The organism is Aeromonas sp. 602200, assembly GCF_049173895.1.
Lineage (GTDB): Bacteria > Pseudomonadota > Gammaproteobacteria > Enterobacterales > Aeromonadaceae > Aeromonas > Aeromonas veronii_A.
The window spans coordinates 121474-134373 of record NZ_JAAKSL010000006.1; the positions used below are offsets into that span (position 1 = coordinate 121474).

The 12900-nt window shown below is 55.2% G+C and carries 12 protein-coding genes; 11 read left to right on the forward strand and 1 reads right to left on the reverse strand.

What is annotated here, in order from left to right:
- Window positions 1-65 precede the first annotated feature (65 nt).
- From tppE to tppA, 6 genes are read left to right on the forward strand one after another with little or no spacing between them, the layout of a single operon-like run.
- Window positions 66-569: a type IVa pilus pseudopilin TppE gene (gene tppE, locus G5221_RS09765; RefSeq protein ID WP_100646794.1), complete on the forward strand. Its 504-nt coding sequence runs from the start codon at window positions 66-68 to the stop codon at window positions 567-569.
- Entirely contained in the window at window positions 566-979 is a 414-nt protein-coding gene (gene pilV, locus G5221_RS09770; protein ID WP_100654571.1) for a type IV pilus modification protein PilV, read from the forward strand. The genes tppE and pilV overlap by 4 nt, the downstream gene beginning before the upstream one ends.
- Window positions 976-2076, forward strand: coding sequence for a PilW family protein (locus tag G5221_RS09775; protein ID WP_123173791.1), 1101 nt, complete (start codon window positions 976-978; stop codon window positions 2074-2076). Before pilV ends, G5221_RS09775 begins: the two co-directional genes overlap by 4 nt.
- A gap of 11 nt (window positions 2077-2087) precedes the next feature.
- A complete protein-coding gene (locus G5221_RS09780; RefSeq protein WP_123173790.1) occupies window positions 2088-2564 on the forward strand; it encodes a pilus assembly PilX family protein in 477 nt (158 codons plus the stop codon).
- A gap of 10 nt (window positions 2565-2574) precedes the next feature.
- Window positions 2575-5910, forward strand: a complete 3336-nt coding sequence (locus G5221_RS09785; RefSeq protein ID WP_421263170.1) for a pilus assembly protein — start codon at window positions 2575-2577, stop codon at window positions 5908-5910.
- A gap of 8 nt (window positions 5911-5918) precedes the next feature.
- Window positions 5919-6320: a type IVa pilus pseudopilin TppA gene (gene tppA, locus G5221_RS09790; protein ID WP_421263171.1), complete on the forward strand. Its 402-nt coding sequence runs from the start codon at window positions 5919-5921 to the stop codon at window positions 6318-6320.
- 3 nt (window positions 6321-6323) lie between these two features.
- Here the strand turns inward: tppA and G5221_RS09795 are convergent, their stop codons facing one another.
- Window positions 6324-6713 carry a type IV pilin protein gene (locus G5221_RS09795; protein ID WP_100654566.1) on the reverse strand — a complete coding sequence of 130 codons (390 nt, stop codon included), beginning with the start codon at window positions 6711-6713 and terminating at the stop codon, window positions 6324-6326.
- Between the two features lie 95 nt (window positions 6714-6808).
- Here G5221_RS09795 and G5221_RS09800 point away from each other — a divergent pair, with 95 nt between their 5' ends.
- The 5 genes from G5221_RS09800 to G5221_RS09820 all read left to right on the forward strand — a co-directional run bounded on the left by G5221_RS09800 (window position 6809) and on the right by G5221_RS09820 (window position 12892).
- Entirely contained in the window at window positions 6809-7360 is a 552-nt protein-coding gene (locus tag G5221_RS09800; RefSeq protein ID WP_421263172.1) for a pilus assembly FimT family protein, read from the forward strand.
- Window positions 7361-7380: 20 nt separating this feature from the next.
- Window positions 7381-7968 (forward strand): PilW family protein, encoded by a 588-nt coding sequence (locus tag G5221_RS09805; RefSeq protein ID WP_216954532.1) that lies wholly within the window; start codon window positions 7381-7383, stop codon window positions 7966-7968.
- A 4-nt stretch (window positions 7969-7972) separates the two neighbouring features.
- A complete protein-coding gene (locus G5221_RS09810; protein WP_216952861.1) occupies window positions 7973-9079 on the forward strand; it encodes a PilX N-terminal domain-containing pilus assembly protein in 1107 nt (368 codons plus the stop codon).
- Between the two features lie 8 nt (window positions 9080-9087).
- Window positions 9088-11196: a type IV pilus modification PilV family protein gene (locus G5221_RS09815; RefSeq protein WP_216952862.1), complete on the forward strand. Its 2109-nt coding sequence runs from the start codon at window positions 9088-9090 to the stop codon at window positions 11194-11196.
- A gap of 73 nt (window positions 11197-11269) precedes the next feature.
- Complete coding sequence (locus G5221_RS09820; RefSeq protein WP_421263173.1) at window positions 11270-12892, forward strand: NAD+ synthase; 1623 nt, start codon at window positions 11270-11272, stop codon at window positions 12890-12892.
- Window positions 12893-12900 lie beyond the last annotated feature (8 nt).

Here is a 12900-nt window from a genome sequence, read left to right on the forward strand (position 1 = left end):
CCTTACTCTGGCTTAGCACACATGGAGTGTGTCTGTCCTCCTGGAACAAATCAGAGCGAAACAGGATGTTTTTGCGTTCAGGTTTTAGCCTTATCGAGCTTATGGTCACCATAGCGCTCGTCTCTTTGTTACTCACGTTGGGGGTTCCTTCCTTCAACGCTTTGCTGCGCACTATTTCTCTCAATACTCAGGCTAACAACTTTGTTGCGGCCATCAACCTTGCCCGCTCAGAAGCCATTCGCCGCAACACGGTAGTGACCCTCTCCGCCTCTGCCGATAACCTGACCCAGCATCACTGGGAGGCTGGCTGGCAGATCTGGGTCGATGGCAACGGTAACGGCATACTGGATAATGGTGAGTTGTTGCGAGGCTTTCCCGACATGGGGGGCGGGGTATTGAGCAGCAATACCTCCCTGCTGCGTTTTAATAGCGAGGGTTTTCTTGATGGCCGCACTCCGTTGGCACGGGTATTTTCCCTGCGTCCTGATGAGTGTCGGAATGAGCCCTCCCGTGATATCAACATCACAGTGGCTGGTCGCCCTTCCATTACCGAGGCTAGCTGCCCATGATGCGAGAACGGGGTTTGTCACTGCTTGAAATCATGATCTCGGTACTGGTGCTCTCCATCGGTATTCTGGGCATGGCGACTCTGCAACTGCAGGCTCTCAAGAGTAACCAGTCGGCGCTGACGCGTACCGAGGCGACCCAGTATGCATACATGATCAACGACATGATGCGGGCTAATCGCAGCGCGGCTCTGAACGGGCAATACAATATCGACTTGGGCGAAACTGTCTCGGGTAGCTCTATGGCGGTTCAGGATCTGCAACACTGGAAGCGGGTCGTAGCCGAGCTACCAGGTGGCGATGGCGCCGTATCGGTCAGTGCCGGAAGGGCCACCATCACTATTCAGTGGGATAGCAGTCGGCTGTCGACTGATCCTGCGTCGCGCAGCATGATCCTGAGGACGGACCTATGAGCAGGAGCGGTTTGCCGCTACACCAGCACGGGATCGGCTTGGTCGAGGTGATGATCGCCTTGGTGCTCTCGCTGATAACGGTGGGGGTCATGATTCAGGTGTTTCTCGGCAATCACAAAACCTATCTCACTGGCGAGGCCATTGCCCGGGTGCGGGAAGATAGCGGATTTGCCACCAATCTGCTGCAAAAAGAGCTGCGTATGGTGGGCTATCAGGGGTGTCTCAGCAAACAGGGGGTCAATATCACCAATACCCTCAATAACAGTACGGCACTGCCCTACAACTTCACCACCTTTTTGCGTGGTTACGACAATGTGACGTCCACTTTGCCAGCCGAGCTGTCTGCTCTGTTCAGCGGTTCCGAGCCCAGACCCATGCCGGGTAGCGATATCCTGTTGGTTCAGGGGCCGGTTGGGGTTGGGGTTCCGCTCAGTCGTGATAATCATAACAGTGCCGCCCAGCTCTTTGTGCAGCAGCTATCCAGCAAGGCCGACTATTGTGGTTCCGGCGCACAGGGTTATAGCGATCTGTGCGAGGGAGATATTGTCATGGTCTCCGACTGTCAGAAGGCCAGAATATTTCAGGTCACCAAAGTACAGGGCGTGGCAGGGGGGCGTGAGGTCAATATCGTCCACTCCAATGACAACAAATATACGCCAGGCAATGCCAGCAGTTCCTGGGGGGGGGCCAGCAGCCCACCCGAGGAGCGATTCGGTCTTGGCTCGGTCGTGAACAGGGTGGAAACCCGTCTCTACTATATCGCCCGCCCCTCTGCCAGCAGCCCCTACGCGCTTTATCGCAAGAACGGGGTGGCTGCAGGTATGCCCCTTATCGAAGGGGTGGCCAATATGCAACTTACATTCGGCGAGGATCAGAACCGGGATCGGGCGGCAGATCGCTATGTGAGCGCCGCCAGCAATCCAAACTGGAACAATGTACTGGGGATTGGAGTACAGCTTCTTATGCGCAGTAACCAAGGCAATGTGGTGTCGTCTCCGCAGGCCCTTAGCTTTGCCGGAGCCACCTTCCGGGCGACCGATCGCAACTGGTACTGGGTCGCCGAAACCACAGTTGCGCTGCGCAACCGGCTACCTTGAGGAGCCCAGTCATGATGGATCGACAGCAGGGGATGGCGCTGGTGATCAGCCTGATTTTTCTGGTCATGGTGAGCCTGCTGGGTATGGCCAGTATGCGTGGGGCGCAGTTGCAAGAGAAGATGGCGGGTAACCAGAAAGAGGCGCTGCAGGCATTGCAGGCGGCAGAAGCGGGCCTGCGCGCTGCCGAGCGCTATATCGAGGCTGGCAACTCGGGCCCCTATGACAACAGCGCGGGCCTGTATGAATTTATCGACACCGCGGTGGATCCTGCCTCCCCTTCGACCGCTTGGCGTACCTATACCAACAGTGGTCTGGCGGGGCGCGCTCCCGAATACTTTATCGAACGGTTGCCCTATACCCAGGGGGGGAGCGAGGATCTGGCAGTCGATGAGCCCATCAGTGAGCGTCGTCTATATCGTATTACTGCAAGGGGATTTGGTCTCTCTGACGAGAGCCGGGTGCTGTTGCAATCGACCTATAGTCGCTAGGAGGCGGTGTATGGGCAAACTTGGTTTTGGCCTTTCGGTGATGCTCTGCTGTGCTTCGGCACAGGCGGCGCTCGATATTGCCCAGGTTCCCCTCTATCTCGGCACCCGGGCCGATCCCAATATCATGTTTACCCTGGATGATTCGGGTTCGATGCATTTCGAAATCATGCCAGAATCACTCATAGAGAATGAAGCGCGTTATGTTTATCCAAGGGCTAATAAAATATATGGCAATGAGGATTATAATAACTACACGGTAACCTTTGATAGTAATAATGATCGTAATGCTTATATCCGTTCTAACTATAATAATAAATTATATTATAATCCTCAGGTCACGTATCTGCGTTGGGTAAACGCTGATGGTTCCTTGATGGAAAAAGCTAAACCGAAATGCGCTTGGCATAATCCATCCAAGCCCTATATGGGTTGCAGAGATCTTACTCGGGAAAACAACGAGGAAAAACTGCGTTATTATTTCGGTCCGAAAGAACGAGATTATGTGACAGAGGAGATATATTGGCCAGCCGTTTACTTTGACTATAAGGGAAGCGGTAATGTTAAAAATAGCAGTAACTACACTCGGGTGGAAATTCGGCCTGGTAAGACTTACCTTAATCGCCCAACTCGCAGCGATTGTGTCAGTAAACCGGTCTGTAGCTATGAGGAAGAAATTCAAAATTTTGCTAACTGGTACACCTATTATCGCTCGCGGATCTTGGCGGCACGAGCTGGCATTGGGCGTGCCTTTGCCAGCCAGGGGCAAGCGCTGCGAGTCGGTTTTGCCACCATCAATGCCAGCGGTAGTGTGATCCGCGATGTGGCCGCTTTTTCGGGTACTAATCGCAGTGACTTTTTCAACGATCTCTATAGCCGCGATATTCCAGCTGCCGGTACTCCACTGCGGACCAGCCTCCAGCATGTGGGAAACTACTTTTCCAAGACGGGTGGCGATGGCCCCTGGGCCGCCAGTGCCGGTAGCACGCTTCCTCATCTTACCTGTCGCCAGAGTTATAACATTCTGATGACCGATGGTTACTGGAGTGAGGGGCGAGCTTATAATCCTGACCCTGCGGTCGGTGACCAAGACAATGATGGAACCGCTGATACCTTGGCTGATGTGGCTTACCATTACTGGAAAACGGATCTGCGTCCCGATCTCGCAAACAAGGTTCCGACCAGCACGGAGGATCCCGCTAATTGGCAGCATCTGGTCAACTTCACGGTCGGATTGGGGGTCAACGGCACCTTGAACCCTGCCAGCGGGAAGCCTGTGAGTTGGCCCAGCCCCTACGGCTCCGATGCAAAGAAAATCGATGATCTGTGGCATGCGGCCGTCAACAGCAAAGGGAATTTCTTCAGCGCGGCAGATCCCGATACCTTCGCCGCAGCCCTGAGCAGTACGCTGGCACAGATTGCCGCCCGTAACAGCTCAGCCAGTTCAGTGACCGCCAACGCAACCCGGCTGGACAGCAATACCCACATCTACCAGGCCCGCTACAACAGCGGCGACTGGTCGGGGCAACTGGTCTCGATCCCGCTGAACAGCGATGGCACCCTTGGGGAGATCGCTTGGGATGCCGCTACCTTGATCCCCGAGCCTTCGGCACGCAATATCTTCACCCGGCAAGATGGTGTCGGCATCCCCTTTCGTTGGGATACGCTGAATGTGACCAACCGGGCTCTATTCAATGTCGCTGGTGACAACCAGGGAGAAAGCCGTGTCGCCTATCTGCGCGGTGATCGCAGTGGTGAGCAGCGCAATGGTGGTGCGTTTCGTAATCGTAGTGATCTGCTCGGCGACATCATCAATTCTGATCCCGTCTACGTGGGCAAGCGTGATTACGGTTACAGCAGTGCAGCCGGTCTGACCCAGACCGAGCGGGAGGGTTACCAGGCTTTTCTAAGCTCGACGGCGATTACCCGCCGCCCACCCATGCTCTATGTCGGTGCCAATGACGGTATGCTGCACGGATTTCGAGTCGCCGACGGTGTCGAGCGACTGGCCTATATCCCGTCCAGCCTGCTGGGCGAGCTGAATCAGTTGACCAGACCGAATTACAGCCATCGCTACTATGTGGATGGGACGCCCAAGGTGGGCGATGCCTATCTGGGCAGTCGCTGGAAGAGCATCTTGCTGGGATCCACCGGTGCCGGTGGCAAGGCGGTATTTGCCATAGATGTGACGGCCCCGGATAACTTCACCGCCGACAAGATGCTGTGGGAGTTCACCGATAGCGAAATGGGGGTTGCACTGGCGGCACCCACTCTGGTGCGGGTCAAAGCCGACAACAAATGGGTTGCTCTTGTTGCGAATGGTTACAACAGCACCAGTCAGACTGCGAGGCTGTTTGTGCTGGATCTGGCGACTGGCGCCATCATCAAAGAGATCGATACCGAGGTAGGGTCTTCCAGCGAGCCCAACGGTCTATCTTCCCCCTTGCCGGTAGATCAAGACGGGGACAGGGTTGTCGACTATGTCTATGCCGGTGACCTGCACGGCAATTTGTGGAAATTCGATCTGACTGACAAAAACAGTGCCCAGTGGGGAAGTGCTTTGAAAACGGGCAACAAGCCCAAGCCGCTGTTCCAGGCCTGTAATGGCAGCTGCAGTGCCGGTACGCGTCAGCCGATCACCATGCGTCCTTTGGCTATTCGGCACCCTAAAGGGGGGGTTATGGTGATGATGGGGACTGGCAGTTATTTTACCAATGATGACAAACTGGTTCCCGCCACGCCGAGGCTGGAAGCGGTGTACGGTATCTGGGATACGGGGGCTACCGTGCTCAGTAGCCAGCTGTTGCAGCAGAGCATCACCCATGAGTTTGTGGCCAACGGCACCACTATTAAGTTCAACGTGAGGGTTGTCTCCAACCGGAATATCAATTACACCAGCCAAAAGGGTTGGTATCTGCTATTGAAATCGCCAAGCTTGAGCAAGGGGGTCGGTGAGCGGGCCGTCTCAGAGATGCTCTATCGACATAAGCGACTGATCTTCAATACCTTGATCCCGTCGGCGGATGCCTGTGACTTTGGTGGCCGCTCCTGGCTGATGGAGCTGGATCCCATCTCGGGGGCCAGACTCACCTACTCGGTGTTTGACGTTAACGGCGACGGGGCTGTCAACGATGATGATTACGTCGCGATCGAGGATGAAGCCGGCAATGACATCAAGGTGCCGGTCAGCGGCAAGCAATTTGATGAGCTCACCACGACGCCAAGCGTAGTGGAAGATGCCGAGATGGAGCGCAAATATATCAGCGGCTCCAGCGGAAATATCTCGGTCACGCTGGAAGAGGGGGCAGGCGATCTGGGTGGCCGCCAGTCCTGGTTGCAACTGGAGTAGAGGTTGGCATGGAACGTGGTTTTACCCTGATTGAGTTGATGATAGTGGTCGCAGTGGTCGCCATTCTGGCCGCGATCGCGTATCCCAGTTACAATAACTACATGGCGGCTGCCAAGCGGGCCGAAGCCAGGGCAGTGTTGCTGGAAGCGGCGCAATATCTGGAGCGGGAGTTTACTGCCAATGGCAATTACGACGCCGGTAACCTAGCCTCTGCCGGCTTGGCGACCCTGCCGAGGGATGGGGGGGCTGCGTATTACAATGTAGCGCTCAATGCCAGTGGGGCCCGTTATACCCTGACCGCCATTCCGACAGGTGTGATGAATGGCGATCCCTGTGGATTGTTGACTCTCGATCAGAGCGGACTGCAGGGGGTATCACGAGCCACCATGACAGCCACCGAATGCTGGTAGCGTTCAGTTCCAGCACTCGGCAGGCGTCTTGATGTCGGCCTTGTTGATAGTCAGGGTATCACAGGCCGTATTGCCGGCCTTGTCGCCGACCTGGGCCCCCTTGCTGGTGGCCACCAGTGTGTAGGCGGTGGCGCTGGCGCCAGAAATGCTAAAGGTGTAGTAATCGCTGGTTGGGTTGCCCACACTGGCTATCGCACTGCTGTAACTGGCATTGGAGATGCGAAATTCTTCTTGTTTGAGCTGCATGGTCAGCAAGCCCTTGATGGCATCGGCTCGACGAGATTTACGCAGACCGTCAGTAAAGCTCGGGTAGGCGACAGCGGCAATGATGGCAACGATGGCAACGACCACCATCAATTCCAGCAGGGTGATTCCGGATTGTTTGATTCTCATGGGCGCGGCAGGGTTCGTTAAACAGATAGATACTATAGGATAGTACTGACATCATACTCTACTGGCATGTGCGAAAAGAAAGGAGTCTTTAGCCAATGGAATTCGCAGAGGGGCGCTCAGCAGGTTTTACCATGATTGAATTGATGATCGCCATGGCTCTGGTCGCCCTGCTGCTAACCGTAGCCATCCCCAGTTATCAGTCATTGCGCCAGGAGCAGATGGTCAAGGCGGCTACCCAAGCCGTTTACACGGATATAATGCTGCTCAAGTCTGAGGCTATCAAACGTAATAAACCGATAATCTTCAAGATATTCAATGCGGGGCAGGCCAATTGGTGCTATCGCATCGCTCTTGATTCGGCATGTAATAGCTGCTCGGATTCATGTTCTGCTATTGAAGGTCGCAAGGGCGTTGATGCCAGCGAGTTTAACGGCATTACTCTGACGACAAACTATGAATTATCCGGTTCTGAAAATGCTCTTGAAATCAATAACCGTAGAGGCTCATTCAAAGATCTTCACGGCAGTGGCGGTTTGGGCAATGGTTCTATTTGTCTGAAGAACGGGACCTCTGAGCACAGGGTTATTATTGCCACAAATGGGCGAGTGAGAACCGAGCCAGTCACGGGGAGCTCTCCATGCGATTAGGTCTGGCACGAGGCTTTAACATCGTCGAGTTAATGGTGGCCATGGTCGCAGGTCTGTTTTTGGTTGCAGCCGTAACATCCTTGTTCGCCACTATTCTCAAGGCCAATCAAACATCGATGCAGGTAAGTCGTCTAAATCAGGAGTTGCAAAGTATCACGGACATGATTGCCCGTGATGTACAGCGAACTGGTTACGATCAGGGAGCTACTGTGTTTCTCAATGCTGCATCAGGCTCCAGATCCCCCTTCTATTTTGATACTGGCAGCGACCTGATGAATGAGACGATCACTGGTTCCAAGATTTATCGCTGTATCCGGCTGAAATACGATGATGATAACAATGGAACCCTCGGTGCCAATGAGATCTTTATTTACAGCTACGACAGTACCGACAAAGGGGTGCAGCTCGGTACCAGTTGCAGCACGGGGAATTTACTCAGTACCGATGACACCATTGAGGTGACTGACCTCACTTTTTCGCTGCTTGGAAGCAGTGCGTCGGCTGGCGCGAGAACGGTGCGCTTGGCCATATCGGGTCAGTTAAAGGCAAATAGTGCACTTAAACTCACCTTGCAGCGTGATATCAAGCTGCGTAACGACGGGTATTGATGCCATGAAACGTTATCTTGGCTTTACCACATTCACTATTACGCTGCTGCTTATTGTGATCCTGCTTGGCATCTCTTTGCTGGTGGGCAAGCTGATGGTTGCTGACCGTCGTGTCAGTCTTAATGAAGTACAGTACCGGCAGGCGTTGGCACTGGCCGAGCTGGGTCTCTCGGATGGGGTCGGACGGCTTGCGCAGGATGCAGCTTGGCGCACCCCCAGTAGCGGTATATCTATCACTGTTTCGGCTGGCAATTATACTCTGTGGGCTCTGGATGAACCGACCGTGATTGTCGGTGGGGCGAACGTAGTTCCGGTTAAAGTGCGCACTATGGCAACCCTGGTGGACAGTACCGCCAATGCAGAGGTTGAGGTGAAGGCCATCAAGATAAGCGTGTTGGCCGGCACTCCCGCAGCCCCCCTGACAGTTGCCGGTGGTATGGCAGTATCCGGCAACTTCACTGTGGTGGCCAACCCTAACGGTGGGGGGCCAGGGGTTCCGTTATCTGTCTGGACGAATGGCAATGTGGATTTGACCAATGGTTCTGGTCAGACTTGCCACCAGGGAGACTACAGCGGCGGGTGCAGTACCTACATTAGCCAGAAGGGTGATAAGCAGTCGGACATCAAAGATAATGATACGGCATTCCCCACAGACCTGGTCTGGTATCTGTTTAACGAGAATGATGACGCTACGGGGTGGGCCAATCTGGAGTCACGAGCAGTACAACGGTTGAATAATTGCGACTCGCTCTCGACCGCCTCAAGCGGCCTTATTATCGTCGATGGAGACTGCAAACCGGGTGGGTCTATCGGCTCGGTTGCTGCGCCCGTGGTACTCATCGTTCGCAATGGCAATCTGATGGTCAATGGGAGCGCTACCCTCTATGGGCTGGTGTTTGCCTATTCATCCACGCCTGCTACGGCGACTACTGATATCAGCTTGAAGGGGGGGGCTATCGTCAACGGTGCCGTGGTGGCCAACTATCAACTGGGCAAAACGGCTAACGGTACCTTTGATGCCAAGTATGATCAGGCGGTGTTGAGCAATATCGAAAATGGGGCTGCGTTTCAGAGCATCAATCTGGTGCCTGGTAGTTGGCGCGACTGGTAGGAGCATGTATGAAACCGCACAAGGGATTTGGGCTGTTAGAGATTTTGATCACTCTGGTTCTGCTGGGAGTGGGGGTCGCAGGATTGGTGGCTATGTCTCGTTCGTTGCTCAATACCTCCCAGGATAGCCGCCGTTATGAGGTAGCCATGCGTCTGGCGGAGTCAAAACTGGATGCGTTTCGTACCTTCAATGGAGTGGTAAGCGCGGTTTCACCGCTTACTGCTTATAACAGTATCGCGGCAGGTTCCAGTTCGGCGACACCTCCTGATGGCGGTGGGACTTATGCCCTTAGTTGGACCGTCAGCAATCAGTACTGGAATGGTTCTGGCTGGCAAACGGCTATCCCGGCGGGTTATTTGCATGCCTATTCTGGCCGAAAGGTGGTCAATGTCACTGTCAGTTGGAGCGACAGCGTCGGGCAGTCCCATTCCTTGTTGCTTTCCGGTGCGGTATCGCCTGTTGAGTCATTAACCCAGAATCAGTTTAACGGGGGGTTGGATACCAGTCGTGAACCGCCCCATGTGGTTTATACCCCCGGGGTCGCGCCCGATGTCATTTCCATCCAGATTGACCAGGAAGGGCGCAAGCAAGAGACCAGCAAGCCATTGCCCACCGTGACCTCCAAGGATGGTTCTGTTGGCAAACTGGTGCAATTCGAGACTGTTACCTATAAGCCAGACAATGGTGGCAATACTCAACAGGTGCTGCAGGATCTGGCATCGGTCTCCTGTTCCTGCAGTTATGGCTCGAGTGTCAATGCCTACCTGCCCGGTAAGGCCATTTTGACCAGCAGCAACCTGTTGTACTGGAATGTGGGCTCCCAGGTTACCAAGCAGACCGGGGTACTCAACAGCAGTGTCAGAGATCAGCCGAGTCTCTGCACCAGTTGCTGCAAGGATCATTTCGATGGCAGCGGCAGCAGTTTCGAACAGTTTTACGCTCCACTCAATACCAGTCGACTGCGTTACAACAGTGGCCTCTCATCGGTCAATAGTGGCGATTATGTGGATGCCTGCCGCTTTGTCAGACTTGATGGTTACTATCGCCCGCTGCCTGACTGGAACCTGATCAAAGTTGTCGTGACCAGCGCTGATTTTCTTGCCAAGCCCGCAAACCAGACCAGCTATCAGAACTACATCAAGTACGTAGTTACTACCTACATCACCTGGCAGAAAAACACCCTCAACTGGACCGCAAACCCCACGGCCACGCCGCCGACGATCACCGAATTTGCGGATTGGTTGCCTGCCAATGCTGCGACAGGGGGAGATACCAGCACCAAGATCACCATGAATACGGGGACCGCCCAGTTGATTGCTAGAGGTATCTACGTGGATCTGCTCTCGCCGGACAGTCTCTCGAAGCTCGATCTGACCTCTCAGGATCTGTTGGCCAAGGTTCCGTTTCAGGATATCAATCTGACCATGCTGGCGGAGTGGAGCTTGGTGCCATTGAGTGGCCAGTTGACTGGCAGTGCCTCTGACTATGTCGGTGTGACCAACGAGCCTGTCAAGACAGTCGTTGATCTTGGCAGCTATTATTTTGGTAGCTACAGCCGTGGTTATTTGTCCGCCAAGAAGAGCACCAAGGATGCATCCAACGTGTTGCAAAGTGCATCGATCAAGGTGACGGCCTACCAAGGTAACTCGGGGATCACAGCTTCACTTATCTCACCGGTAGATCGAAGTGAGGCCAAGGTCGCCACCATGCCTATCTCGATCGATACCAGCTCCCAGACTGTGCCAACTCTCACGGTATCGGGACGGATCGAGTGTCTTGAGCAGGGGAATGGCAACAATACTGCGCCAGTATCTTGCAGCAAAAATACCTTCGGTGGCTTGAATGTCAGTACCACAACTACGGGGGCTACTTGCCGTATTGATAAACCCCAGGCTAACAACCAGCCGGCTACCTATGTCTGTACGGCAGCGCAAAATAGTAGCTTGGTGGTGAACTTCTCCTACAGTGCACAGGGAAATAAAACTTACTTGTTGAAACCAGCTTCCCTCAGCATCGCCATGACGCCACCCGCCAACGGTCAGGTGATTAGTGGTCCTTGTGCCCTGCTGGTGGATAATGGTGTAACCAATGCGGCCAATCTAAGTTGTACCCCTTGAATCCGGGGCGCTGGCACAGCCAGCGCCTTTTCTTTATCATTCCCCATCATTTTCGAATACAAGATGCATCGCCATGGCAAAAGCCCTCTCTCTGATGCTTGCCCAGTTGAATCTGACGGTAGGCGCCATCGAAGATAACACTGACAAAGTGCTCGCTGCGGCGGCTCAGGCCGAACAGCAAGGTGCCGATCTGCTGGTCTGTTCCGAGCTGGCTCTGACCGGCTATCCACCGGAAGATCTGCTGCTGCGCGCCGACCTGATGATGCGGGTCGAAGCCGCGTTGGCTCGTGTTGCCGAATGGCAGGGCAACTGTGCCATTTTGGTGGGTCACCCTTGGCGTGAAGGAGAGGCGCTCTACAACGCGGCTTCCCTCTATGAGCAGGGCCAGCTGATTGCCCGTTACTTCAAGCAGGATTTGCCCAACTACGGCGTGTTTGATGAGAAGCGCTACTTTACCGCTGCAAGCGAGACCTGCGTGGTGCCGTTCCGGGGTCACCAGCTGGGGCTGCTCATCTGTGAAGATCTGTGGCAGCCGGGTCCGGCGCTGGCCGCCAAGGCGGCAGGGGCCGAACTGCTGCTCACCATCAACGCCTCGCCCTATGATCAGGAAAAACCTTGGATCCGCCGCGAGCTGATGGCCGAGCGCTGCGATCAGACCGGTCTGCCGCTGGTCTACCTCAATCAGGTGTGCGGTCAGGACGAGCTGATTTTCGACGGCTGCTCCAAGGTGTTCAGCAGCCAGGGTGAGTTGACCCACAAGCTGGCCCCGTTTGCCGAAGAGCTGGCGCTGGTACGTTTTGCTGATGGTCAGCCGGTGAAGGAGCGGGAACCCGCTGCGCCGCTCGAGCCGTTGGCCGAGACCTATCAGGCGCTGGTGCTGGCAGTGCGCGACTACGTTACCAAGAACGGCTTCCACGGCGCTGTGCTGGGCCTATCTGGCGGCATCGACTCGGCGCTGACGCTGGCCATTGCGGCCGATGCCATCGGGGCCGACAAGGTGCAGGCAGTGATGATGCCGTTCCGCTACACCGCCCAGATGAGCGTGGAGGATGCCAAGGAGCAGGCTGAGCGGATGGGGGTGGAGTTCAACATCATCTCCATCGAGCCGATGTTCGAAGGGTTTATGACCCAGCTGGCGCCGTTGTTTGAAGGCACCGCCCGCGATACCACCGAAGAGAACCTGCAGGCCCGCTGCCGCGGCGTTCTGCTGATGGCGCTCTCCAACAAGCGTCGTCGCATCGTGCTGACCACCGGCAACAAGAGCGAAATGGCGGTCGGCTATGCCACGTTGTACGGTGACATGGCGGGCGGTTTTGACGTGCTGAAAGATGTGCCAAAGACGCTGGTGTTCAAGTTGTGCGAATATCGCAACTCGGTCGATTACGTGATCCCGCAGCGGGTCATCGACCGCCCCCCTTCAGCGGAGCTGGCGCCGGATCAGGTGGATCAGGACAGTCTGCCCCCCTACGACATCCTCGATGCGATCCTCAAGCGTTATGTGGAAGAGGATGCCTCGGTCGCCGATATGGTGGCAGAAGGCTTCGAGGAAGCGGTGGTGCGCAAGGTGATCCGGCTGGTGGATCTCAACGAATACAAGCGCCGTCAGGCGGCGGTCGGGCCCCGCATCACGGCTCGCAACTTTGGTAAGGATCGCCGTTACCCCATTACTTCCGGGTTCGGTAAACAGAACTGGTAAGGAGTCAC